A 24,288-nucleotide genomic window follows, 5' to 3' on the forward strand; every position below is an offset into this window, starting at 1 on the left:
CCATAAAAACAAAAATGCCCGACCACTGATTTGGTCGGGCATTTTTTATTTTTACTATCAAGCAACTTGAGCTTGTTGCTCTTCAACTTGTTCTGCATTGCTGATTGGAGACTCAGCACCGTGCATCCAACGAACTAATGTATTTGAGAACATTAATAGGATGACACCAGAAACGGTTGCTGCAATGGCGATGCCACCAAAGATAGACATTGCACCTAGCTCACCCACATGAGAACCAATTAAACCTGCGACATAGTTAGCGATGGCGTTGAAACCAAACCATGCACCCATCATCAGTGATGCTAGGCGAAGTGGTGCTAGTTTTGTTACCAGTGATAGACCGATTGGTGATAGGCAAAGTTCACCCAGAGTATGGAAGAAGAATGCACCGACTAGCCAAAGCATAGAGGTCTTAACGGCTGTATCGCCACCTTGCTCCATAACAGCACCCACCATACATAGGAAGCCTAGTGCCAAGAAGAACAGAGCCAAGGCAAATTTGACTGGTGAATTCGGCTCTTTTTTACCTAGCTTAACCCAGAAAGCGGCAAGTAAAGGCGCTAAAGTAATGATAAAGAATGGGTTAAGTGACTGGAACCAAGCAGCAGGCACTTCAAAGCTACCGATCATGCGATCTGTGTACTGCTGAGTATATATATTCATCAGGCCGCCAGCTTGCTCAAAGCCAGCCCAGAATACGATGACAAATAGCCCCATAACTAGAATAACCTTCAAACGATCAACTTCTTGCTTAGTTAAAGGCTGTTTTTGTGCCGATTTCTTATTTTCTAAGTCACGAGCAGCAGCAGGTACAGTACCAATTTCGCCCAACCAAGATTTTGCCATCGTCATTTGCATGATAAGGCTAATGACCATACCGATACCCGCGACAACAAAGCCCGCTTTCCAGCCAAATTCATTGGTGACAGAGCCTGAAACAACACCTGCAATAAGGGCACCCAAGTTGATACCCATGTAGAAGATAGTGAATGCGCCGTCACGACGGTTGTCACCCTCTTCATACAGGTCACCAACCATAGTCGAGATGTTTGGTTTAAAGAGACCATTACCAGCAATCAGCAGTGCCAAACCAAGGTAGAAGCTGTGAACAGCGCTCATGCCGACCATTTCAGCTGGCAGTGCTAGCGTGAACTGGCCAATAGCCATTAGAGCACCACCCATTAGAATTGAGCGGCGTTGACCTAGGTAGTTATCCGCTAACCAGCCACCGATCATTGGCGTAATGTAAACGAGTCCAGTATAGATGCCATACAGATCGAGAGCATCTTTAGTCGACCAGCCCAAGCCGCCGTTAAGGGTTGTATCTGTCAGATAAAGAACAAGAATGGCACGCATTGCGTAGTAGGAAAAACGCTCCCACAGCTCAGTACCAAACAAAAGGAATAGACCACGAGGGTGGCCAAGGATTTGTTGATGTTGGTTTGTCATAAATTTTACTAATGTGATTTATTAAAGATTTTTATTTGTTGTTACGTATACTCCTTAGTAGATCTATCTGCAACGCTCCAAACTATAAGTCGTATTTATGGTTTTTATTTAAGGTGTTGAATTAATAGAGGTATTTTCATTAATTGCTCAAAAAATGACGTGCTACAAACTTAGTTTTCAAAATCGAGATTGTTGTTTTTACAATACGCTGTCATATCAAAGAGTAAAGAGAAGTAGGCAATATTGACAAGGGTTGGCTGGTAAGTAACCAAATGGGTTGATTTTCATCAATTGAAGAAGCTTGCGGTGAAAAAAAAGAGGCTCTATGAGCCTCTTTTAAGTTTGTTTTTGATTAGTAAGAGTCGTTATGAACGCTTTGAACTGCTCGACCTGATGGATCGGCCATGTTCTTGAATGACTCATCCCATTCAATAGCCTTAGCTGACGAACAAGCTACCGATGGGCCTCCTGGGACACATTCTGCTGCTGATGGAAGCGGGAATAGCTCTTCAAAGATCTCGCGGTATACATAGCCTTCTTTTGTTGTTGGCGTGTTGTATGGGAAGCGGTAGGCTGCTGTTTCCATTTGTTGATCAGAGACTTTCGCTTCAGCCACTTCTTTTAGCGTATCGATCCAGCTGTAACCTACACCATCAGAGAACTGCTCTTTCTGACGCCATGCAATTGAGTCTGGTAGGTAATGCTCGAAGCACTCACGCAGGATGTGTTTTTCCATCTTACCGTTGCCACACATCTTGTCTTCAGGGTTTAGACGCATTGCCACGTCGATAAACTCTTTATCTAGGAATGGTACTCGACCTTCAACACCCCACGCAGCCAGCGATTTGTTAGCACGAGCACAGTCAAACATGTTGAGTGCTAGTAGCTTACGTACTGTTTCCTCATGGAACTCTTTTGCGTTTGGCGCTTTATGGAAGTAGAGGTAGCCACCGAAGATCTCATCGGCACCTTCACCAGAAAGAACCATCTTAATGCCCATTGCTTTGATCTTACGGCCCATAAGGAACATAGGTGTCGAAGCGCGGATGGTGGTTACGTCGTAGGTTTCAATGTGGTAGATAACGTCACGGATGGCATCTAAGCCTTCTTGAATCGTGTAAGTCATCTCATGGTGAACAGTACCTATTTTGTCTGCGACTTCACGGGCTGCTTTCAGATCTGGTGCACCTTCTAAGCCAACCGCAAATGAGTGTAGCTGTGGCCACCATGCTTCTGACTTTTCATCATCTTCGATACGCATAGCAGCAAAACGCTTAGCAACAGCAGAAGTGATTGAAGAATCTAGACCACCAGATAGAAGTACACCGTAAGGAACGTCTGTCATTAGCTGGCGCTTAACCGCAGCTTCTAGCGCTTCAGTCAGTTCTTCTTTGCTGGTGCTGTTACCTTGGACTGCAGCATACTCGTTCCAGTCACGAATGTAGTAACGCTGTGGCTCTGCATCACCACTACTGTAGTAGCAACCTGGAGGGAATTCGCTCACTGTTTTACATACTGGTACGAGCGCTTTCATTTCTGATGCTACGTAATAGTTGCCGTGCTCATCGTAACCTTGGTATAGAGGAATAATACCGATATGGTCACGACCAACGAGGTAGGTATCTTTCTCTTCATCGTATAGAACAAAAGCGAAAATACCGTTAAGTTCTTCTAGAAGATCTGCACCGAGATCTTGATACAAAGCTAGGATCACTTCACAGTCAGAATCGGTTTGGAAGTCGTATTTGCCTTCGTAGCGCGCACGAATTTCTTTGTGGTTGTAGATCTCGCCATTGACCGCAAGGATGTGCTTTTTATCAGAGCTATATAGAGGTTGCGCACCACTATTTAGACCAACAATCGCCAAACGCTCATGAGCTAGAATTGCTTTCTCTGAAGAATAAATACCAGACCAGTCAGGGCCACGATGGCGAAGCTTCTTCGACATTTCTAAAGCAACAGGGCGTAGCGCTTCTGCATCACTCTTTATGTCAAGAATACCGAAAATCGAACACATACAACTTCCCTTTAAAATAAAATTAACTTGTTGAGTTCAATTTGCCATTCTGATTAAAAAAATCAACCGTGTTTGATGAAAAAGTTTAATGAACTCGGTTGTTATTAAATTTTATTTAATAAAATTGTGTTTTTGGTGAATGGAGTCTAGGTGTTGCTTTGTTTTTGTTCGGCGGAGACAAAAAAGGCAGCGATTTGCTGCCTTTTGACTGAGATTATTTAGAGAAGTTGGGCTTGAGTTGATCGCAGACATGCCTCGCAAAACCGCTACCTGCCTCACTATAGATGTTAAATGCAGCGTCTACACCACCTTCAACCAACGCATCTAGCTGATCTGGGTATTCTGCAATAGCGGCGATCTGACCTTGGAAGTTTTTACGCTGTAGTTGCTCTAAAGCGATTTGGTTACCTTGGTGGTGCGGCATCGCGAGTAGTACGAGTTTTACGTTGGCTACGTCTAATATGCGTTCCCAAAAATCAGGGTCGGTCGCGTCACCTTCAATCACGTTTCTACCGTGAGCTTTGTGCTGATGCGCGGCATCTTCGCGAACTTCGATACCTAAGCTGATTTTACCATAGCGATTTCTCAGTTCGTCGTAAGCACCAGTGCCAATTCGACCCATACCAAGGATGAGAACCTGAGCATGCCCTGGGCTGATCAGTTGATCGCGAATATTGAGGTTTTCTGCTGCATGTTCGCGTAACCAACGACCAGAGCGTTGATAAAGCGAGTGACCGTGGCGACTCAGTGGTGCGGCTAATACAAATGAAATTGAAACTGCAATGGCTAGGGCAACCAGAATATCACCGCTCATCCAGCCCATTTTAAAGGCTAATCCACCAACGATAAGACCAAACTCACTGAAGTTAAATAGGCTTAATGACGCAAGTAGAGAGGTGCGCACGCGAAACTTAAATGCATTAAGCACTAAGAAGTAGAGAATCCCTTTTAGTGGCAGTAGCAACATGAACAAAATTGCGAGTGCAAAGCCAGAAAGCGTTGGCTGAGCGGATAAGCCGATATTGAGGAAGAAGCAGACTAGGAATAGTTCTTTTAGGTTGAATAGAGATTTAGATAACTCCGAGGCTTTCTTATGTCCAGCGAGTAACATGCCAAGGATAAGAGCGCCGAGATCTGGCTTCATGCCGACTAATTCGAATAGACCCGCACCTGCAACTAGGGCAAAGAAAATCCCTAGAAGTACTAGCATTTCTCCGTGGCCGACCCAATCAAGCATCTTGAAGAATAGAGGTCTGAGTAATGGTAAGCCAAATAGCGCAATAGCGTACCATTCTGGAAGCTTGCCCGTTGATGCGGTTAGGAACACAACTGCGAAGATGTCCTGCATGACCAGAATACCAATCGCAATGGTGCCGTAGGTAGCATTCATCTCCCCTTTCTCTTGCAGTGATTTTACAGCAAAGACGGTACTGGAGAAGGATAGAGCAAATCCGAGTAAAACGATTTGATCGACAGACATCGCCGCTAGCGAACTGACCCCTAAGAATTTGAAACAGAACAGCGCAACACTAAAGAGTGCAGTGGACAATAGATTGTGTAAGGTTGCACCTGCCCAGATCTCTTTAGAGAGTAGGGTCTTGATATCGAGCTTCAGACCAATGGTAAAAAGAAGCAGTGTTACACCTAGATCAGCGAGTGTGATTATGGTGTCGTTAGACTGAAAACCGAAAGCGTGCAGTCCGAAGCCTGCCAATAAAAAGCCAACCAAAGGGGGGAGGTTGCATTTCAGTGCAATAAATCCGGCGAGAAACGCCGCTGAAATCAAGATCAGTTCCATATTCGTTTTGTTTCGTCCTAAAAAAACGGGCTACATATCGTAGCCCGTTATTCTAACTCAATTAGTTGCTTACAGGGTGGAGAAGATTAATCTTCTAACAATTTTTGTAGCAAAACTCCGTTTAACATTGCACGTTTGATCATTGCGAATGCACCTAATGTAGGCTGTCTGTCAATTTTAGAGGCAACAATCGGCAAATCTGTGTGGAAAGTGGTCAGTGATTGGTTCTCAACGTTGCGGCGAATTGCGGGGAAAAGAATCTCTTCACATTGAGTAATATCACCAGCAATGACAATCTTTTGTGGGTTAAACAAGTTAATCGTAATCGCAATCGCTTTACCCAATTGGTTACCAACGCGAACTAAGCTTTGCTTAGCCAGCTCGTCACCCATATTGGCATGCTCACAGACGTCAGAGATGCTGATGGTTTCAAGCTCAGTTAAGCTCGATTCATAACCTTGTTTGATCAGTTTGTTGACTCGCTCAACGATAGCTGGGTTAGCGGCAACCGTTTCTAGACAGCCAAAGTTACCACACTGGCATTGCTCGCCAAGGGGATCAATTTGAATATGGCCGATCTCACCCACGTTGCGGTTAAAGCCAAGGAATACTTGACCGTTAACGATAATACCTGCACCAGTCCCTCGGTGAACACTGACAAGAATGGAATCTTGGCAATCTTGGCTCGCACCAAAATAGTGTTCAGCAAGCGCCATACCACGAACGTCGTTGCCAACAAAACATTGTACATGGAAGGTATTATGAATCAGCTCAGATAGCGCAAGGTTGTCAATTGAGATATTTGGCATGTATTCAACCACGCCAGTTTCTGGATTGACGAGACCGGGCAAGGCAACACCAATCGCAATGAGTTGATTGATATTGGTCTGGTTATCTTGAATAAATGCTTTTAACTGGGAAAGTAAACCTTCGACCAATTCTTCTTGGGTCGTATAGAAGAACTCGTTGTAATCTGAGGCAAGTTCTTTACCGCCCAAATCGTACAAACTGAACTGAAGGTAGTCGCGACCGAGTCGAATTGCCACCGAATGGAAAGGCTCAACTTCTGTCGTTAAAGAGATCGCTCGGCGTCCCCCTGTGGAAGCTTGTTGCGCGACCTCTTTAATCAGGCCGCGCTCGAGAAGTTGGCGGGTAATTTTTGTAACACTGGCAGGTGCCAGTTGGCTAACATCAGCGACTTGGATCCTAGAAATAGGACCTTGCTGATCGATCAGCCTGTAAACAGCTGCACTATTTAGTTGTTTTACTAAATCTACGTTACCTATTTGTCCGCCATTCATTCTTAATTTTGCTCGTATTGTCCGTTAACAACCGTCGCCTGAACATTGAAGTCACGATCAAATACAGTAAGGTTAGCCACCATGCCTTTTTTAACTCGGCCTAGTTTCTCTTCCAAACCCATTGCTTTCGCAGGATACAGAGTAGCCATACGAAGTGCTTCGTCCAGTGCGATACCGACGTGCTCAACCGTGTTTTGAACTGCTTCAATCATTGTAAGTGCTGAGCCGCCAAGTGTGCCGTTTTCATCAACACACTTACCATCTCGGTAATATACTTTCTTACCAACAAAAATAAAGTAATCCATGTCAGCGCCTGCAGGAGCTGTGGCATCGGTCACTAATACTAATTTTTCGCCCTTAATTTTGTGAGCGATACGAATGTTTGCATAGTCTACATGGAAACCGTCAGCAATGATGCCCGCATAAACCTCAGGGGTATCGTAGATCGCGCCGACCACACCAGGTTCACGGCCAACCATAGGTGTCATTGCGTTGAACAAGTGAGTGGCAAATGAGATCCCCGCGTCAAAGCCTTTACGTGCTTCAGCATAAGTGGCATTCGTATGACCAATTGACACCACAATGCCAGCGGCCTTTAGGCGCTCGATATGTGCAGGATCGTTGTGTTCTGGCGCCAGTGTCACTTTGGCGATGACGTCTGTATTCTCGCACATGAAATCGATCATGCTGTCTTCAGAAGGACGGATATGATCGACACTGTGAATGCCTTTTTTCATCACATTCAAGTATGGACCTTCAAGGTGGAGGCCCAAAGATTGGTTCTGATACTGAGCATGATAGTCGCGTGCAGCAGCCACTGCTTGGCGCATGTCTTCGTCAGAAGAAGTAATGAGCGTTGGAAGGAAACTTGTACAACCAGACTTAAGATTGGCTTCATGCATGATTTGCATTGTTTCAGCGGTAATCTCGTCGTTTAGCATCACGCCACCACAACCATTTAACTGCAGGTCAATAAAGCCTGGACTTAGATTTGCGCCGTTTAGATCTCTTGTTTCAATGTCTGAAGGAAGCTCTGAGATTGGGCAAACTGATTCGATCAGGTTGTTGTTAATGATTACCGCATGTTCAACGAGGACGTCGCTGCCGGTATAAATTTTACAGTTAGTTAGCGCATACATGGTTAGCTAATCCTTATAAGTTTAGAATCTTAATGCCTTCGGTTATCTATCGAAGCAGTGTTTCACTACATAGTTGTACTTTATTTGTAAGCTTCAATTAGATCGCAAAATATCTTTAGCAAACGAAAAAATGAGTTCTCAATATTATGTAAGCATCGTGGTGAATGCTTCAATGGTAAGTGATTCACGTCGCATTGGCATCAGGTGTTATTGCTAAGCCGGACAATCACTTTGGCCTTGTTAGTACAGTAAGAGTACCGCGAAACTGACTCAATGAATGCTATTTTTTTGTATTGTAAAATAAGTTTTATGATCTCGCTAGCAAAAACCTTCCGGATCACCTGTTTCTGGTGATTATGATCACAAATGATGAGGTTTTAATTTGCGGAGCAAAATTAATGTCATAAACTGAGCAGGACTAAATTGAGCGGCTAAAAAAAGTGGCTCAGCCAAAATACAAAATCCTATAGGGGGAACTTAAGGTGAATATTCTTGGATATGCGCAAAAGTTAGGTAAAGCACTTATGCTTCCTATCGCAACGCTTCCAGTTGCGGCGCTCTTACTACGTTTGGGTCAAGGTGACCTATTAGATATTCCATTTATGGCGCAAGCTGGTGGCGCTATCTTTGGTCAACTTCCACTACTATTCGGTCTAGGTATCGCGATTGGTCTTTCTAAAGACGGTCAAGGTGCTGCAGGTCTAGCGGGTGCAGTTGCTTACTTCGTTCTTACGGCGACAGCAACTACAATCAACGCAGACGTTAACATGTCATTCTTCGGTGGTATCATCGCTGGTATCATTGCTGGTCACTCTTACAACGCTTTCCATGCTACACGTCTTCCTGAGTGGTTGGCATTCTTCTCTGGCAAACGTCTAGTACCAATCATGGCTGGTCTATTCGCGCTAGTTGCAGGTGCTATCTCTGGTGTTGTATGGCCAACTATCCAAGGCGGTCTAGACGCACTAGCACACGCAGTTTCTACTTCTGGTGCTATCGGTCAGTTCGTATACGGTACTCTTAACCGTGCTCTTATCCCTGTAGGTCTTCACCACGTTCTTAACTCTTACTTCTGGTTCGGTATGGGTACGTGTCAAGAAGTTCTAGTTACTGGCGCTCAAGCTGCTGGTCAAGCACTTCCTGCTCTACAGCAACTTTGTGTAGACCCTGCTCTAGCTAAGACTCTTGTTGCTGGTCAATCTCACACGTTTGAGTTTGCTAACTCTGTAACTCCAGAAATCACAGCAACAGTTAAAGAAGTTACTGAAACTGTTAAATCTGGTGACCTACACCGTTACTTCGGCGGCGATAAGTCTGCTGGTGTATTCATGAACGGTTTCTTCCCAGTAATGATGTTCGGTCTACCTGGTGCAGCTCTAGCTATGTACCTAGCAGCTCCTGCTGAAAAACGTAGCCAAGTTGGTGGTGCACTATTCTCAGTAGGTTTCTGTTCTTTCCTAACAGGTATCACAGAGCCTCTAGAGTTCATGTTCGTATTCCTTGCACCTGCGCTATACGCAATGCACGCAGTATTTACAGGTCTATCTCTAGTTGTTGCTAACATGTTTGGTACTCTGCACGGCTTCGGCTTCTCTGCAGGTCTAATCGACTTCATCCTAAACTGGGGTCTAGCAACTAAACCGGTAACTCTACTTCTAATCGGTCTAGGTTTTGGTGCTCTATACTTCTTCACATTCAGCTTCGCAATCCGCGCATTCAACCTTAAGTCGCCAGGTCGTGAAGACGATGATGAAGAAACAGCAGGTGCTCCTGCTGGTGAAGCGAAAAACGGTGACCTAGCGCGTCAATACCTGAAAGCTCTAGGTGGTCACGACAACCTAACTTCAATCGATGCTTGTATCACTCGTCTACGTCTTACTCTAAAAGACCGCTCAGTAGCTGACGAAGTTGTACTTAAGAAGCTTGGTGCGAAAGGTGTTGTTAAGCTAGGTGAGAACAACCTTCAAGTTATCCTTGGTCCTCTAGCTGAAATCGTTGCTGGCGAAATGAAAGCAATCGGTGCTAACGAAGACCTATCTGATGTAAAACTTCCTTAATTACGACACGTAAACTAAGAACGTGATGAAAGCCTCCTTCGGGAGGCTTTCTTGCGTTTTGAGGGCTTTGAAACTGATCCCTGCTAGCTTATTAACCATACAGAGAAAAAAAAGACGTTTTGCTTCGAGATATTGTTGTGTAATCCACCATAATTGTGGATCATTAGACGCTATGTACTTGACGGTCATTTAAATCGTCTAAGTAAGAATTATCTGAACAATACTAAAACAATTGAGGTGCTATAGATGAGTGAAGCTGAGGCTCGTCCATCGAATTTCATTCGCCAAATCATAGATAAAGATTTAGCGGATGGTAAACACACTAGCGTGCATACTCGTTTCCCGCCAGAGCCAAACGGCTATCTGCATATCGGTCACGCTAAGTCAATTTGCTTAAACTTTGGTATTGCTCAGGACTACCAGGGAAAGTGTAACCTACGTTTTGATGACACTAACCCAGAAAAAGAAGACGTTGAATACGTTGAGTCAATTAAGAATGATGTGAGCTGGTTAGGCTTCGAGTGGGATGGGGACGTATGTTACTCATCAAACTACTTCGATAAGCTATACGGCTACGCAGTGGAATTAATTAACAAAGGCTTAGCGTACGTTGAAGAGCTAAGTCCTGAGCAGATCCGTGAGTATCGTGGCACACTAACCCAGCCTGGTAAGCCAAGCCCGTACCGTGATCGTACACCTGAAGAAAACTTAGCGCTATTTGAGAAGATGCGTGACGGTGGTTTCGAAGAAGGTAAAGCCTGTCTACGTGCAAAGATTGATCTTGCCTCTTCTTTCATTGTGCTGCGCGATCCTGTTCTTTACCGTGTGCGCTTTGCTGAGCACCATCAAACGGGTGATAAGTGGTGCATTTATCCAATGTACGACTTTACGCACTGTATTTCGGATGCATTAGAAGGCATTACACACTCACTGTGTACGCTTGAGTTCCAAGATAACCGCCGTCTGTATGACTGGGTACTAGAGAACATCACGATTGATTGCCAGCCTCATCAGTACGAGTTTAGTCGTCTAAACCTAGAATACACGGTGATGTCGAAGCGTAAGCTAAACCAACTTGTCACTGAGAACCTAGTGAACGGTTGGGATGATCCACGTATGCCGACAATTTCTGGTCTACGTCGTCGTGGCTTCACGCCAGCTTCTATTCGTGAGTTCTGTAAACGAATTGGTGTTACTAAGCAAGACAACATGATTGAGATGAGTTCTCTTGAGTCTTGTATTCGTGATGATCTGAACGAAAACGCACCTCGCGCAATGGCAGTGCTCGATCCGGTTAAGATCGTTATCGAGAACTTCGAAGAAGGCAAAGTAGAGTCTTTGACGGTAGCAAATCATCCAAACAAACCTGAGATGGGCGAGCGCGAAGTACCGTTCACTCGCGAAGTTTGGATTGAGCGCGAAGACTTCCGCGAAGAAGCGAACAAGAAGTACAAGCGACTGGTTCTGGGTAAAGAAGTACGCCTACGTGGTGCTTACGTGATCAAAGCAGAGCGTATCGAAAAAGATGCAGAGGGTAACATTACCACTATCTTCTGTAGCTACGATGCGGACACGCTAGGTAAGAACCCAGCTGATGGCCGTAAAGTGAAAGGTGTTATTCATTGGGTGTCTGCTGATAAAGGCTTGCCTGCTGAGATTCGTCTATACGATCGCTTGTTCACTGTGCCAAACCCAGCAGCAGCCGATAACTTTGCTGAGACAATCAACTCTGAGTCACTGGTTAAGCTGAATGGTTTTGTTGAGCCAAGCTTAGCTCAAGCGCAAGCTGAGAAGGGTTTCCAGTTTGAGCGTATGGGTTACTTCTGTGCAGATATTAAAGACTCTAAGCCAGAAGCTTTAGTGTTTAACCGCACTGTAGGTCTTCGCGACACTTGGGCGAAAATCGAAGCTAAGTAATCGTCTTACATTCTAGTTTGAAAGCCAGTCCTCGTGACTGGCTTTTTTATTGATGGCGATTGGGATTAGATAGCAGGCAATAAAAAACGCCAGCTTTTGGCTGACGTTTTAAAGTTGGTTGTTAAGACGAAATTATTTCTTCGACTTATGCGCGTCTGGGTTGTCTTTGCAGCTACCGTCAGCACATTTACCGTAAAGGTATAGGCTGTGGTTAGTCAAAATAACATTGTACTGGGCCGCGATTTCTTTCTGACGTTCTTCAATGATGTCATCAGAAAACTCAATCACTTCACCACAATCTAGACACACTAGATGGTCATGATGGTGCTGAGTTGACAGTTCAAATACAGATTTGCCGCCTTCAAAGTGGTGGCGAGTTACGATACCTGCATCATCAAATTGGTTTAACACGCGGTATACAGTCGCTAGACCAATCTCTTCACCTAGATCAATCAGCTTTTTGTACAGTTCTTCAGCACTGATATGTTGGCATTCAGGTTGCTGTAATACTTCTAAAATCTTTAGTCTTGGAAGGGTAACTTTAAGACCAGCATCCTTGAGCGCTTGGTTATTGTCTGACATATACTTTCCTGTTGATGATCTGCAGTTATTAACAGAATTCAATATTCCTATCATTATAGGGTAGTACTGATAAACAATAAACCACGAACTTCAAAGGGTTACTAGTATTTTTTTATAAACAAGTGAGAAGTCACTGATAAAACATGTCAGACCAGTTACAATTGCTTAACAAGTGAGGAAGGTAATCAGTTAAGGACAAGGAATGAATAAGTCATTGGCTAAAATTTATAAACCTGGAGTGGTTAAGTTTGCTCTTAACTCTTGGCCGCCGTTTTGGGGGGCAGGGATCAAGATACTCTCAATAAGTGACGACTTTCGCGAAGTCAAAATGAAACTTAAGCTACGGTGGTGGAATAAAAATGCTAATCGTACCCAATATGGTGGCAGCATCTTCTCACTAACTGACCCGGTCTATTCTTTGATGTTGATGGGAATTTTAGGTGAACGCTACTACGTCTGGGACAAGGAAGCGAGCATCAACTTTATCAAGCCGGGACAAAGTGATCTGTTCGCAGAGTTTTGTGTTACTCAAGATCAGCTTGAAGACATTTTAAGGCAGACGGCTGATGGAGATAAATGTTTCCCAGAGTTCATCATTTATGTCAAAGACAAACGAGGCAATGTGGTGTCAGAGGTGCAGCGCAAACTCTATGTGCGTAAAAAACCTCAATTTAGAGAAGAGGATGCTGAGGAACAAACGGCATAAAAAAACCTCCGTAACGGAGGTTTCTTAATTCGGCGAGGAGATTAGTCTTCTAGCTCTGCTAGGCACATCTCTTCGTGAATCTGCTTACACCAGCTGTTCACGCGCTCTTCTGTTAGCTCTGGCTGGCGGTCTTCATCGATACATAGACCCACGAATTGGCTGTCATCGCCTTCAACTAGACCTTTAGATGCTTCGAACTCATAGCCTTCAGTTGAAGTGTAGCCAAGGATAGTACCGCCTTTAGCCTCAACGATATCACGTACTGTGCCCATAGCGTCACAGAAGTATTCTGCGTAGTCTTCTTGGTCACCACAGCCAAAGATTGCGACTAGCTTAGTCGAAAAATCGATTTGCTCTAGTTCAGGGAAGAAATCGTCCCAGTCACATTGTGCTTCGCCGTAGTACCAAGTTGGGATACCAAGAAGCAGAAGATCGAAGTTATCAATATCTTCTTTGCTGCTTTTAGCGATATCTTGAACGTGAACCAGTTGTTTACCTAGTTGCTTTTGAATCATCTTTGCAACAGCTTCAGTGTTACCTGTGTCGCTACCAAAGAAGATGCCTACACTTGCCATAGATTCGTTACCTTTACTAATTTCTGTTGTGGGATCGGTTGATATCAGCCGATACCACCACCTTCCCAGCTAAGCTGAATAATGCCTTTGGCGATAAACCCAGCACAGCCAAGGAATAGGACTAACCATACAATGCGACGACCGAAAGGGGGAACATTACCCGCTTTTAAGACATCTTTTATCGCCATACCGATAAAGAAAAAGATAGACGCGAAAAGCAGATCGAGACCAATTGACTCGAGCATGTTCATGTAGTCGTAGAGCATGGAATCCCTTTATGCCAAATTACTTGCGCCGCACTATACCACTGTTACTGAATAAAGTTAACGGGCATAGTACAACTGATCTCTCATTCTGTTTTAAGCGATGAACTTGCGAATAGCACGTATCACTTCAGCCGGCTTTTCGGCATGCAACCAATGCCCGGTATTGGCGATAACATGCGCTTTGGCATTACTGAACTGCTGTTGAACTTGACCTTGGTGCTCTGCGGTTAAGTAATCTGAATCGCCACCTTTGATAAACAAGGTAGGCGTCGAAATTGTTTCAATAGTTTGCCAACCAAGAATCTCCCAGTAGTTGTCCCACAAGCTTTCGACATTAAAGCGCCAAGCCAAATGTTCACCTGTGTTATACAAAGATTTACCGAGAAACTGGCGAACACCTTCTAGTTCGATATGCTCGGCCAAAATGTTTAGCGCTTGCTTACGCTGAGTTGGCTTTTGCTCGATGACGGCTTTGAGTCCATTGAATACATTGTCATGTCGACTTTCTGTGTAGCGAACAGGCGCCATATCCAAAACAAGCAGTTTATGCATCTGATCTTGGGCAATTTCTGCCAATTTCATTGCTACTTTGCCACCCATGGAGTGGCCGACCACAGTGTAGTTAGAAAGGTTAAGGTGTTGCAGCAATGCATAGACATCTTGCGCCATTAATGGATAGCTATGTTCATCACTCTGGAAGGAGAGGCCATGGTTGCGCAGGTCAATACTCAGTACTTGATGATCCTCTTTTAGATCGCGAGCAAGTAAACCTAAGTTGTCTAAATTACCAAACAACCCATGGATCAATACAATGGTGTGACCCTCACCTTCGAGTTTGTAGTTGAGCAGATGTGACATTTTATTCTATTCGTGACAGGTAAACCGTAGAGTCTCTTTAAAGATCTCGCTATAATCCCCCAGAGTTTAAACATAGAGATTGTGAAAAGCGAATGAAAACAATTGAGGTTGATGAGGATCTATACCGTTACATCGCAAGTCAAACCCAGCATATTGGTGAGAGTGCTTCGGACATTTTACGTCGTCTTTTGATGACTGAAGGTCAAGCTCCTGTTGCCAAGCCGCAGGTTGTGGCGCAACCAAAGGGTGTAGTGGTTAGCAAAGATGCAATAAAAGAAGAAACAGTAGATAGCGTTAAAGAGATGCGATCATTGCTTATCTCTGACGAGTTTGCTGGTCTTAAGAAAGCGATTGACCGCTTTATGCTGGTTCTATCAACGCTGCATCGCATTAACCCGAGTGACTTTTCTGAAGCAACCCAGGTTAAAGGTCGTAAGCGTGTTTACTTTGCTGATAATGAGCAAACACTACTTGCTAACGGTAACACGACTAAGCCGAAATCAATCCCAGGTTCACCATTTTGGGTAATCACTAATAATAACACTAGCCGCAAGAGGCAGATGGTTGACCAACTGATGGCGAGAATGAATTTCCCATCAGACCTGATTGAGAAAGTGACAAACTCAATCTAGAGAATTCTGATAGAAACCTCATAATGCACAACTCAGTTAACGTATTATGAGGTTTTTTTATTTCTACATATTTTTAAGAAAGGATGTCAAATGGCTATGCACCCACGAGCGGGACAAAAAGCTCAACAGCAAGACCTGCATAATATTCCAGCCCTCGTTGCAAATTATTTTCTTCTCCAACCTGACTCTTCGAACCCTGACCACAAAGTAGAATTTGGTACTTCTGGTCACCGTGGTAGTTCAGACAAGTCTACGTTCAATGAACATCATATTTTAGCTATTGCTCAAGCCGTTGCGGAAGTTCGCGCAGAAAAAGGCACAACAGGTCCACTGTTTGTTGGTAAAGATACTCATGCGTTATCTGAGCCAGCATTTTCAACAGTTGTAGAGGTGCTTGTCGCTAACGGTGTGCAAGTGATTGTTCAGCAAGACAACGGCTATACGCCAACGCCGGGTGTTTCTCACGCTATTCTGACTTACAACCTGAAACATCAAGACAAAGCAGACGGCATTGTGATCACGCCGTCTCATAACCCACCGCAAGATGGTGGTATTAAGTACAACCCAACCCATGGCGGTCCTGCGGAAGGTGAACTGACACAAGCGATTCAAGACCGAGCAAATGTACTTATCGCTGAAGGTTTGCAAGGCGTTAAACGTATGCCTCTGGGCGAAGCCAAAGCTTCAGAAAAATTTATCGAGCAAGATCTTGTAAAGCCGTACATTGATGACTTAGTTAATGTTATTGATATGGAAGCGATTCAAAAAGCAAACCTAAAAATTGGAGTTGACCCACTTGGTGGCAGCGGTATCGACTACTGGCGTCAAATCGGCTCTGCTTACAATCTAGACCTTACCTTGGTTAGCGAAGCGATTGACCCATCATTCCAGTTTATGTCGTTAGATAAAGACGGCGTGGTTCGTATGGACTGTTCATCGCCTTACGCAATGGCGGGTCTGTTAGCGCTAAAAGATGAATATGACCTGGCGTTTGGTAATGACCCTGACTACGACCGCCATGGCATTGTTACGCCAAAAGGTCTGATGAACCCGAACCACTTCTTAGCAGTGTGTATCGACTACTTATATCGTCATCGCGAAGGGTGGGGTAAAGACGTTGCTGTTGGTAAAACACTGGTTTCAAGTGCATTGATTGATCGCGTTGTTGCTGATCTAGGTCGCGAACTGTGTGAAGTGCCTGTTGGCTTTAAGTGGTTTGTTGATGGTCTGTACGAAGGTAAATTTGGTTTTGGTGGCGAAGAGTCAGCAGGGGCATCTTTCCTACGTAAAGATGGCACGCCTTGGTCAACCGATAAAGATGGCATTATTTTATGTCTTCTAGCTGCTGAGATTACAGCCGTCACTGGTAAGAACCCTCAAGAGTACTATGAAGAACTTGCGGCGAAGCATGGTGCTTCTGAATACAACCGTATTCAAGCTGTGGCAAATGGCCCGCGAAAAGACGTGCTGAAGAAACTGTCTGCTGAGATGGTGACAGCGGAAACACTAGCTGGTGAAGTGATCACTGCACGTCTGACACATGCTCCTGGCAATGGTGCGGCAATCGGCGGTCTGAAAGTGACGACTGAAAATGGTTGGTTTGCGGCTCGCCCATCTGGCACAGAAGATATTTACAAGATCTACTGTGAGAGCTTTAAAGGCGCTGAGCATTTGAAGCAAATTGAAGCAGAAGCACAAGATATCGTGAATCAGGTATTTGCTGACGCTGGTCTTTAATTCCGACCACTAAGTGTTGTATCAAGGGCTGACAATTTGTCAGCCCTTTTTTGCGACACAAGGAACGGGCTTCGTCCTATGGAGAGCGGGAACGCTGCGCTATGGAAAACGGGATCGGGCTTCGCCCTGCGAGAGAAAGATTTGTCATTCCTTAGACCGAAGAATGAGGGAGTAAGGAATCTCTTTGGTATTGCCTCTGTTATAAGAGATCCCCAACTCGCTCGTACCTCACTCTTGAGGATGACGATAAAAAGAGTGATGAAACCTTCTGATTAAGTACTAATTAGCCCGGCCAAGTGTCAGGCACAACAAACCAAAATTGACCGTCTTTCGTCTGAGCGTGGACAAACCTTCCATTGGGCTTATCGATAGGGTTGGCGAATTCTTCTAGTCCGATGGCCCAAAGTGGTTTTTCGAGTTCATACAGCAGTTCGCCAATCTGGTCCCACTGACTTTGGTAGCACCAATATCCGGTGATTTGGCTAGGGTTTATCGTGAGCCCTAGACACATCTCCGGAATGGTCTCTGGTGAAAAAGGATTGATATAAAGACGCCCTTGGATTAACAGATGCTCAGTGAGATCAGAGTAGTGAGGGTATTGTTCAAGGAATTCCGGAGATACACTCATTTTTAATTGATGAGAGAGCATTCTAGCGAGTTTCTTGTCTAGCTGATCGTGGGCATTCGGTCCGTACCAAACGCCTTTATGTAAAAGATAGAACTTAATCGCGACTTCCCAGTGTTCTTTCTGATGTGACTCAAGGTTGTCCAGAATGAGATCAATTGCGCCTATGGTCTGGCCTGACGCTTTGTTGATTTGAATCTCTTCTTCGAGCAGCGAATATTTTGAGCTATTGCTGATGAGCTCAGTGCATAGGTGCTGGTAGATGAATCCTAGTCGAGGGTTGCCTTGATAGTCATCTTGTTTTAAAGGAGTGATATTCAGCGCTTTGACATCGACAAATGGTGGTGTCAGGTTAAATAGCGATGGCGTTTCATGTACCCAGTGATAAAAACGTTGTAAAGCGTTCATCCTTAAACCTATATCTGCTTGAACGCCACTATTGTAGCTAGGTGCTGGTAAGGTTGCTATGGTTCGAATACACTTTGCTCACTAAGATAAAGCGCAATGTTAGCAATTAGATGGAAGCTGTCATGAACAACTTACAATTAGAAAAAATCCTCAACGAGAAGCTCTCTCCACAGTTAATCAAAGACTATGCACCTAACGGATTGCAGGTTGAAGGTATAGAGCAGATTAAAAAGGTCGTGACTGGTGTGACTGCTTCTCAAGCATTGATTGATAAAGCGGTTGAGTTAAAAGCAGACGCATTACTGGTTCATCATGGCTATTTCTGGAAAGGCGAGCCGGAACCTATTCGTGGTATGAAAGGCAAACGCATTCGTACCTTGATAAAAAACGACATTAATTTAATGGGTTACCATCTGCCTCTTGATATCCACCCTGAGCTAGGCAACAACGCTGAACTAGCTCGTTTGCTGGATATTGAAGTAGAAGGTGGCCTAGAAGGGCATCCTCAATCCGTAGCTATGTTTGGGCGTTTGAAATCTCCAATGACAGGGGCTGAGTTTGCCGCCAAGATCGATCAAGTACTTAAACGCCAGCCTCTTCATATTGCTCCTGAAAATGCAGATAAATTGATTGAAACGGTCGGGTGGTGTACTGGTGGAGGTCAGGACTTTATTGAATTGGCAGCTAGACACGGTTTAGATGCGTTTATTTCGGGTGAGATCTCAGAGCGCACTACTTATTCTGCTCGTGAGCAGGACATTCATTACTTTGCAGCTGGGCACCACGCGACAGAGCGCTACGGAATCAAAGCATTAGGCGAATGGCTAGCCACTGAACATGGTTTAGATGTTGAGTTTATTGATATCGATAATCCGGTTTAGGTAGAGCGGGAACGGGCTACGCCCTATGGAACGCTTCGCTTCGAGATCGGGCTTCGCCCTGTGAGAGAAAGATTTGCCATAAGAGTTTCCAACCAACTTGTTCCTCGTTCTTGAAGGTAACAATAATAAAAACAGAGGGTTGACACTAAGTGCCAACCCTCAAACATTTCTCCAGCTCTCCAGCTCTCCAGCTCTCCAGCTCTCCAGCTCTCCAGCTCTCCAGCTCTCCAGCTTTTTCCGTAGGACGAAGTCCGTTCCGAAATCCCGCATCCACGAAAAAGGGCTGGCGTTTTCACGTCAGCCCTTAATATTTTTCGATTCTCGATTCTCGATTCTCGATTCTCGATTCTCGATTCTCGATTCTCTAACGCTTACTCACGCTCATGCAGAGGCGAGAATTCACGCTGCGTTTCACCAGTGTAAAGCTGACGCGGACGACCGATACGGTTTAGTGGGTCGCTGTGCATTTCGTTCCAGTGCGCAATCCAACCGATAGTACGCGAAATCGCGAAGATAACGGTGAACATTGATACTGGAATACCAATAGCTTTAAGAATGATACCAGAGTAGAAGTCTACGTTCGGGTATAGTTTCTTAGAGACAAAGTATTCGTCAGAAAGCGCGATACGCTCAAGTTCCATTGCCACATCAAGCAGTGGATCTTTGATGTTAAGCTCTTTAAGAACTTCGTGACATGTTTCGCGCATAACCGTTGCACGAGGGTCGTAGTTCTTGTAAACGCGGTGACCAAAGCCCATTAGGCGGAATGGGTCATCTTTGTCTTTCGCGCGCTCAACATATTCAGGAATGTTTTCTACGCTACCAATCTCTTCAAGCATCTTCAGACATGCTTCATTCGCACCGCCGTGAGCTGGGCCCCAAAGAGATGCGATACCTGCTGCAATACATGCAAACGGGTTAGCACCTGAAGAACCAGATAGACGTACTGTTGAAGTTGACGCGTTTTGCTCGTGGTCTGCGTGTAGAGTAAAGATCTTATCCATTGCGCGAGCAACGACAGGGTTTACTTCGTACTCTTCACATGGATTAGCGAACATCATGTGTAGGTAGTTCTCAGCGTAGCTCAAATCATTACGTGGATAGATGAATGGTTGGCCAATAGAGTACTTATAACACATAGCCGCAAGCGTTGGCATTTTCGACAGCAGTCGGTATGCCGCGATCTCGCGGTGCTCGTCGTTGTGGATATCTAATGAATCGTGGTAGAACGCAGCAAGTGCACCTACTACACCACACATTACAGCCATAGGGTGAGCGTCACGGCGGAAACCGTGGAAGAAACTAGCAATTTGCTCATGGACCATAGTGTGACGAGTAACAGTAGTTTTGAATTGCTCGTATTGTTCACGTGTTGGGGCTTCACCGTAAAGAAGGATGTAACATACTTCTAAGTAATCAGCGTTATTCGCTAGCTGATCAATAGGGTAACCGCGGTGTAAAAGAATGCCTTTACCGCCGTCAATGTAGGTGATTTGAGATTCACAAGATGCAGTGGCAAGAAAACCTGGGTCAAAAGTAAAAAATCCGTTTGCTCCAAGTGTACGAACATCAATCACAGGCGTGCCCAGGGCACCTTCCATAATTGGCAGCTCGATAGGTGCTTGACCTTCAACATGAAGGGTAGCTTTCTTATCTGCCATAACAATCTCCTTTGTTTATTATTTAATCCGTCCAGGATGTTTGTGTGCCATTTTTGTACGTGTGATCGTTATCAAAGTCAATTTTTCTCATCTGATGTGTGCACTTGTTATGATTTTTTGAACGTATAAGGTGAAAAATCTGGTCTGTGTAGCAAAAATTGTTACATCAATTGTATTAGAATGTTGCCAGCCGTATAGTGGCGCAGTAATTTTTGGTGGAAACCTTATAAATTCAAGGCTTGAAACAAATGTGAGGTGAAGTTTTAATCCTTGTTGTTAACAAATATTTTACAAAATACTTCGGCAATTGTTGCAGTCTTGTGTTAAATAAATGTTAACTTTTGTAGGTTTGCAATCAAAATTCGTTCATAACTATAAATGCTCAATGGAGCTGAGTGAGCAAGCCCGTGAAAGAAAGAAAGTCAAGACCTGTTAATTTAGATTTACAGACCGTAAGCTTTCCGATCACTGCAATCGCATCAATTTTACACCGTGTGTCCGGTGTAATTACGTTTGTCGCAGTCGGAATTCTGCTTTGGTTACTATCCATTTCTCTATCCTCCCCAGTCGGTTACGCACAAGCTGTTGACTTAGTCGATGGTTTCTTTGTGAAGTTTATCTTGTGGGGCATCCTAACGGCTTTGGCCTATCACATTGCAGGTGGCATTCGTCACTTACTAATGGATCTTGGTCATTTTGAAGAGCTGGAATCTGGCGCGATGAGCGCTAAGGTTGCATTCGCAGCAACAGCCGTTCTGTCTCTATTGGCGGGGGTAATGGTATGGTAAAACACATTTCATCTTTTGGTCGTAATGGTGTGCACGATTTCTTATTGATTCGTGCGACTGCAATCATTATGACGCTTTACACTATCTATCTGGTTAGCTTCTGTGCTTTCACAGATATTTCTTACGTATCTTGGACCCAGTTCTTTGGTGGTACATTCACTAAAGTGTTCACAATGCTGGCGCTTGTATCTGTTCTAATTCACGCGTGGATTGGTTTATGGCAGGTACTGACTGATTATATCAAGTGCGCCAAGCTCCGTGGTGGCCTACAACTAGCAATCATTGCTGTTTTGTTTGGTTACTTCTTCTCTGGTCTATTTATTCTGTGGGGTGCGTAAGTGTCTATTCCAGTTCGCGAATTTGACGCCGTAGTAATCGGCGCTGGTGGTGCAGGCATGCGCGCTGCACTGCAAATCTCTGAGCAAGGCCTATCTTGTGCGTTGCTTTCTAAAGTATTTCCAACTCGTTCACACACTGTTTCTGCACAAGGTGGTATCACGGTTGCGCTAGGTAATGCGCACGAAGATCACTGGGAACAGCATATGTACGATACCGTTAAAGGTTCCGACTATATTGGTGACCAAGACGCTATCGAATACATGTGTAAAAACGGACCAGAGTCAGTGATTGAATTAGAGAAAATGGGTCTACCATTTTCTCGTTTTGACAATGGTAGAATCTACCAACGTCCGTTTGGCGGACAGTCGAAGAACTTCGGTGGTGAGCAAGCAGCACGTACAGCTGCAGCGGCTGACCGTACTGGTCACGCTCTACTGCATACGCTATACCAACAAAACGTTAAGCACAAAACAACCATCTTCTCAGAGTGGTATGCACTCGACCTAGTTAAGAATGAAGATGGTGCTGTTCTTGGCTGTACAGCCCTTTGCATGGAAACTGGCGAAGTGTGCTACTTCAAGTCGAAAGCGACAATATTAGCGACAGGCGGTGCTGGCCGTATTTATGCTTCAACAACTAACGCTCACATCAACACGGGTGATGGCGTTGGTATGGCATTACGCGCTGGCGTTCCAATGCAAGACATGGAAATGTGGCAGTTCCACCCAACAGGTATCGCTGGAGCCGGGGTTCTTGTAACGGAAGGCTGTCGTGGTGAAGGTGGTTATCTACTGAACAAAGACGGTGAACGCTTCATGGAGCGTTATGCACCTAACGCAAAAGACCTTGCTGGTCGTGACGTTGTTGCTCGTTCAATGATGATCGAGATCCGTGAAGGCCGCGGTTGCGATGGCCCTTGGGGTCCTCACATTAAACTGAAATTGGATCACCTAGGTAAAGACACCCTTGAGTCTCGCCTTCCAGGTGTTTGTGAGCTGTCTCGTACGTTTGCTCACGTAGATCCAGTGAAAGAGCCAATTCCGGTAATTCCTACTTGTCACTACATGATGGGTGGTATTCCAACTCAAGTCTCTGGTCAGGCTATTAAGCAAGATGAAGCGGGCGCTGACGTTGAAGTTCAAGGTCTATTCGCTTGTGGTGAGATCGCATCAGTATCTGTTCACGGTGCAAACCGCCTAGGTGGTAATTCTCTACTAGACTTAGTTGTATTTGGTCGTGCAACTGGCCTACACCTTGGTGAAACACTGGCTAAGCAAGCTGAAGCTAAGCCTGCAACGGAAGCTGATATTGAGCGTTCACTAGAGCGTTATAACCGTTGGGAAAACAGTACTGACGGTGAAGATCCTGCGCAAATCCGCAAAGACCTGCAACAATGTATGCAGAATAACTTCTCGGTATTCCGTGAAGGTGACGCAATGGCAAAAGGTCTAGAAGAACTGAAAGTTATCCGTGAGCGTCTGAAGAATGCACATCTTTCTGATAAGTCGACCGAGTTCAACACGCAACGTATCGAGTGTTTAGAACTAGAGAACTTGATGGAAACGGCTTATGCGACGGCTGTTGCGGCTAACTACCGAACTGAAAGTCGCGGAGCTCACGCTCGCTTTGATTTCCCTGACCGTGATGATGAGCAGTGGCTATGCCACTCAATCTATAATCCGGATAATGAAGCTATGACAAAGCGTGGTGTAAACATGGAGCCAATCCATCGTGAAGCATTCCCGCCGAAAGCACGTACGTACTAGGGAGAGGAGGATAATATTATGAAACTGAATTTCTCTTTGTACCGCTACAACCCGGATGTTGATCAAAAGCCATACATGAAGGACTACACGCTGGAAGTAGAAGAAGGATCAGACATGATGCTTCTAGATGCGTTGATTCTGCTAAAAGAGCAAGATCCAACGATCTCTTTCCGTCGTTCTTGTCGTGAGGGTGTGTGTGGCTCAGATGGTCTAAACATGAACGGTAAGAATGGCCTAGCTTGTATTACACCACTTTCTGCATTAAGTGGTGACAAGATAGTCATCCGTCCACTACCAGGTTTGCCTGTTGTGCGAGATCTTATCGTTGACATGACTCAGTTCTACGATAACTATGCGAAAGTTAAGCCATTCTTGATTGATGACGGCGCACTGCCACCATCACGCGAGAACCTGCAAACGCCTGATGAGCGCGCGCACTTAGATGGTTTATACGAATGTATCATGTGTGCATGTTGTACGACGTCATGCCCATCATTCTGGTGGAATCCAGATAAATTTATCGGTCCTGCAGGTCTTCTTGCGGCGTATCGCTGGCTAATTGATAGCCGTGATACAGCGACAGATGAACGTTTGTCAAATCTTGATGATGCATTTAGCGTTTTCCGTTGCCATGGCATCATGAATTGTGTAAGTGTTTGTCCTAAGGGACTAAATCCTACGAAGGCAATCGGCCATATTAAGACGATGCTTATAAACCGTTCGATTTAATTAACAAAAAAATTGCCGGCTCATTCTGAGTCGGCTCTTAATAGCTCGGCGTAAGAC

Annotated in this window: 21 protein-coding genes; 10 read left to right on the forward strand and 11 right to left on the reverse strand. The window is 44.8% G+C overall.

Features of this window, described 5'->3' with window-relative positions; all coding sequences use genetic code 11:
- Positions 1–57: 57 nt before the first annotated feature.
- The 5 genes from AC6R16_RS10385 to nagA all read right to left on the reverse strand — a co-directional run bounded on the left by AC6R16_RS10385 (position 58) and on the right by nagA (position 7,704).
- Complete coding sequence (locus AC6R16_RS10385; protein ID WP_004744493.1) at positions 58–1,449, reverse strand: peptide MFS transporter; 1,392 nt, start codon at positions 1,447–1,449, stop codon at positions 58–60.
- Between the two features lie 352 nt (positions 1,450–1,801).
- Positions 1,802–3,466: an asparagine synthase B gene (asnB, locus tag AC6R16_RS10390; RefSeq protein WP_239852032.1), complete on the reverse strand. Its 1,665-nt coding sequence runs from the start codon at positions 3,464–3,466 to the stop codon at positions 1,802–1,804.
- Between the two features lie 214 nt (positions 3,467–3,680).
- Positions 3,681–5,264, reverse strand: a complete 1,584-nt coding sequence (locus AC6R16_RS10395) for a cation:proton antiporter domain-containing protein (protein ID WP_500639499.1) — start codon at positions 5,262–5,264, stop codon at positions 3,681–3,683.
- Positions 5,265–5,350: 86 nt separating this feature from the next.
- Entirely contained in the window at positions 5,351–6,565 is a 1,215-nt protein-coding gene (nagC, locus tag AC6R16_RS10400) for a DNA-binding transcriptional regulator NagC (protein WP_500674329.1), read from the reverse strand.
- Between the two features lie 2 nt (positions 6,566–6,567).
- On the reverse strand, positions 6,568–7,704 hold the full coding sequence (nagA, locus tag AC6R16_RS10405; protein ID WP_500674330.1) for an N-acetylglucosamine-6-phosphate deacetylase: 1,137 nt from the start codon (positions 7,702–7,704) through the stop codon (positions 6,568–6,570).
- 482 nt (positions 7,705–8,186) lie between these two features.
- Between nagA and nagE the strand changes: the two genes are divergently transcribed.
- The gene (gene nagE / locus AC6R16_RS10410) at positions 8,187–9,761 is read left to right on the forward strand and encodes an N-acetylglucosamine-specific PTS transporter subunit IIBC (protein WP_239826336.1); all 1,575 of its coding nucleotides are present in this window, start codon (positions 8,187–8,189) and stop codon (positions 9,759–9,761) included.
- A gap of 246 nt (positions 9,762–10,007) precedes the next feature.
- A complete protein-coding gene (glnS, locus tag AC6R16_RS10415) occupies positions 10,008–11,678 on the forward strand; it encodes a glutamine--tRNA ligase (protein ID WP_500639502.1) in 1,671 nt (556 codons plus the stop codon).
- A 132-nt stretch (positions 11,679–11,810) separates the two neighbouring features.
- Here the strand turns inward: glnS and fcrX are convergent, their stop codons facing one another.
- Positions 11,811–12,260, reverse strand: coding sequence for a ferric iron uptake transcriptional regulator FcrX (gene fcrX, locus AC6R16_RS10420; protein WP_004744501.1), 450 nt, complete (start codon positions 12,258–12,260; stop codon positions 11,811–11,813).
- Between the two features lie 202 nt (positions 12,261–12,462).
- On the opposite strand from fcrX, the gene AC6R16_RS10425 reads away from it, so the two are divergent.
- Complete coding sequence (locus AC6R16_RS10425) at positions 12,463–12,966, forward strand: DUF4442 domain-containing protein (RefSeq protein ID WP_069665726.1); 504 nt, start codon at positions 12,463–12,465, stop codon at positions 12,964–12,966.
- Positions 12,967–13,007: 41 nt separating this feature from the next.
- Here AC6R16_RS10425 and fldA read toward each other — a convergent pair whose 3' ends face one another.
- From fldA to AC6R16_RS10440, 3 genes are all read right to left on the reverse strand, one after another.
- Positions 13,008–13,541 carry a flavodoxin FldA gene (fldA, locus tag AC6R16_RS10430; protein ID WP_272786581.1) on the reverse strand — a complete coding sequence of 178 codons (534 nt, stop codon included), beginning with the start codon at positions 13,539–13,541 and terminating at the stop codon, positions 13,008–13,010.
- 44 nt (positions 13,542–13,585) lie between these two features.
- Positions 13,586–13,807: a DUF2788 domain-containing protein gene (locus AC6R16_RS10435; RefSeq protein WP_004744504.1), complete on the reverse strand. Its 222-nt coding sequence runs from the start codon at positions 13,805–13,807 to the stop codon at positions 13,586–13,588.
- Positions 13,808–13,900: 93 nt separating this feature from the next.
- Positions 13,901–14,665, reverse strand: a complete 765-nt coding sequence (locus tag AC6R16_RS10440) for an alpha/beta fold hydrolase (RefSeq protein WP_500639503.1) — start codon at positions 14,663–14,665, stop codon at positions 13,901–13,903.
- Between the two features lie 92 nt (positions 14,666–14,757).
- Here AC6R16_RS10440 and seqA point away from each other — a divergent pair, with 92 nt between their 5' ends.
- The gene (gene seqA / locus AC6R16_RS10445; RefSeq protein ID WP_500639504.1) at positions 14,758–15,297 is read left to right on the forward strand and encodes a replication initiation negative regulator SeqA; all 540 of its coding nucleotides are present in this window, start codon (positions 14,758–14,760) and stop codon (positions 15,295–15,297) included.
- 90 nt (positions 15,298–15,387) lie between these two features.
- A complete protein-coding gene (pgm, locus tag AC6R16_RS10450; RefSeq protein ID WP_500674331.1) occupies positions 15,388–17,034 on the forward strand; it encodes a phosphoglucomutase (alpha-D-glucose-1,6-bisphosphate-dependent) in 1,647 nt (548 codons plus the stop codon).
- Positions 17,035–17,317: 283 nt separating this feature from the next.
- On the opposite strand, the gene AC6R16_RS10455 is transcribed toward pgm, so the two are convergent.
- Positions 17,318–18,067 (reverse strand): DUF1853 family protein, encoded by a 750-nt coding sequence (locus AC6R16_RS10455; RefSeq protein WP_500674332.1) that lies wholly within the window; start codon positions 18,065–18,067, stop codon positions 17,318–17,320.
- Positions 18,068–18,189: 122 nt separating this feature from the next.
- On the opposite strand from AC6R16_RS10455, the gene AC6R16_RS10460 reads away from it, so the two are divergent.
- On the forward strand, positions 18,190–18,948 hold the full coding sequence (locus AC6R16_RS10460; protein WP_500674333.1) for a Nif3-like dinuclear metal center hexameric protein: 759 nt from the start codon (positions 18,190–18,192) through the stop codon (positions 18,946–18,948).
- A gap of 371 nt (positions 18,949–19,319) precedes the next feature.
- Here AC6R16_RS10460 and AC6R16_RS10465 read toward each other — a convergent pair whose 3' ends face one another.
- Complete coding sequence (locus tag AC6R16_RS10465; protein WP_500639508.1) at positions 19,320–20,609, reverse strand: citrate synthase; 1,290 nt, start codon at positions 20,607–20,609, stop codon at positions 19,320–19,322.
- 395 nt (positions 20,610–21,004) lie between these two features.
- On the opposite strand from AC6R16_RS10465, the gene sdhC reads away from it, so the two are divergent.
- Genes sdhC through AC6R16_RS10485 form a run of 4 tightly spaced genes read left to right on the forward strand, consistent with a single transcriptional unit; the run spans position 21,005 to position 24,231 of the window.
- Positions 21,005–21,397 (forward strand): succinate dehydrogenase cytochrome b556 subunit, encoded by a 393-nt coding sequence (gene sdhC, locus AC6R16_RS10470; protein WP_239852018.1) that lies wholly within the window; start codon positions 21,005–21,007, stop codon positions 21,395–21,397.
- Positions 21,391–21,735 (forward strand): succinate dehydrogenase, hydrophobic membrane anchor protein, encoded by a 345-nt coding sequence (sdhD, locus tag AC6R16_RS10475; RefSeq protein WP_004744512.1) that lies wholly within the window; start codon positions 21,391–21,393, stop codon positions 21,733–21,735. The genes sdhC and sdhD overlap by 7 nt, the downstream gene beginning before the upstream one ends.
- Positions 21,736–23,502, forward strand: a complete 1,767-nt coding sequence (gene sdhA, locus AC6R16_RS10480; protein ID WP_500639509.1) for a succinate dehydrogenase flavoprotein subunit — start codon at positions 21,736–21,738, stop codon at positions 23,500–23,502. It abuts the gene before it with no gap.
- 18 nt (positions 23,503–23,520) lie between these two features.
- Positions 23,521–24,231 (forward strand): succinate dehydrogenase iron-sulfur subunit, encoded by a 711-nt coding sequence (locus AC6R16_RS10485; RefSeq protein ID WP_500674334.1) that lies wholly within the window; start codon positions 23,521–23,523, stop codon positions 24,229–24,231.
- Positions 24,232–24,288 lie beyond the last annotated feature (57 nt).

Source organism: Vibrio sp. R10-SG3-ISO10, from assembly GCF_059834185.1.

Excerpts from the sequence above, each read along its gene's own strand:
- AC6R16_RS10435 (WP_004744504.1), bottom strand. The coding sequence starts at position 13,807 with ATGCTCTACGACTACATGAACATGCTCGAGTCAATTGGTCTCGATCTG.
- AC6R16_RS10395 (WP_500639499.1), bottom strand. The coding sequence starts at position 5,264 with ATGGAACTGATCTTGATTTCAGCGGCGTTTCTCGCCGGATTTATTGCA.
- AC6R16_RS10425 (WP_069665726.1), top strand. The coding sequence starts at position 12,463 with ATGAATAAGTCATTGGCTAAAATTTATAAACCTGGAGTGGTTAAGTTT.
- fldA (WP_272786581.1), bottom strand. The coding sequence starts at position 13,541 with ATGGCAAGTGTAGGCATCTTCTTTGGTAGCGACACAGGTAACACTGAA.
- glnS (WP_500639502.1), top strand. The coding sequence starts at position 10,008 with ATGAGTGAAGCTGAGGCTCGTCCATCGAATTTCATTCGCCAAATCATA.
- AC6R16_RS10460 (WP_500674333.1), top strand. The coding sequence starts at position 18,190 with ATGAACAACTTACAATTAGAAAAAATCCTCAACGAGAAGCTCTCTCCA.
- asnB (WP_239852032.1), bottom strand. The coding sequence starts at position 3,466 with ATGTGTTCGATTTTCGGTATTCTTGACATAAAGAGTGATGCAGAAGCG.
- seqA (WP_500639504.1), top strand. The coding sequence starts at position 14,758 with ATGAAAACAATTGAGGTTGATGAGGATCTATACCGTTACATCGCAAGT.
- AC6R16_RS10465 (WP_500639508.1), bottom strand. The coding sequence starts at position 20,609 with ATGGCAGATAAGAAAGCTACCCTTCATGTTGAAGGTCAAGCACCTATC.
- nagC (WP_500674329.1), bottom strand. The coding sequence starts at position 6,565 with ATGAATGGCGGACAAATAGGTAACGTAGATTTAGTAAAACAACTAAAT.
- AC6R16_RS10440 (WP_500639503.1), bottom strand. The coding sequence starts at position 14,665 with ATGTCACATCTGCTCAACTACAAACTCGAAGGTGAGGGTCACACCATT.
- nagA (WP_500674330.1), bottom strand. The coding sequence starts at position 7,704 with ATGTATGCGCTAACTAACTGTAAAATTTATACCGGCAGCGACGTCCTC.
- sdhD (WP_004744512.1), top strand. The coding sequence starts at position 21,391 with ATGGTAAAACACATTTCATCTTTTGGTCGTAATGGTGTGCACGATTTC.
- fcrX (WP_004744501.1), bottom strand. The coding sequence starts at position 12,260 with ATGTCAGACAATAACCAAGCGCTCAAGGATGCTGGTCTTAAAGTTACC.
- pgm (WP_500674331.1), top strand. The coding sequence starts at position 15,388 with ATGGCTATGCACCCACGAGCGGGACAAAAAGCTCAACAGCAAGACCTG.
- AC6R16_RS10455 (WP_500674332.1), bottom strand. The coding sequence starts at position 18,067 with ATGAACGCTTTACAACGTTTTTATCACTGGGTACATGAAACGCCATCG.
- AC6R16_RS10385 (WP_004744493.1), bottom strand. The coding sequence starts at position 1,449 with ATGACAAACCAACATCAACAAATCCTTGGCCACCCTCGTGGTCTATTC.
- AC6R16_RS10485 (WP_500674334.1), top strand. The coding sequence starts at position 23,521 with ATGAAACTGAATTTCTCTTTGTACCGCTACAACCCGGATGTTGATCAA.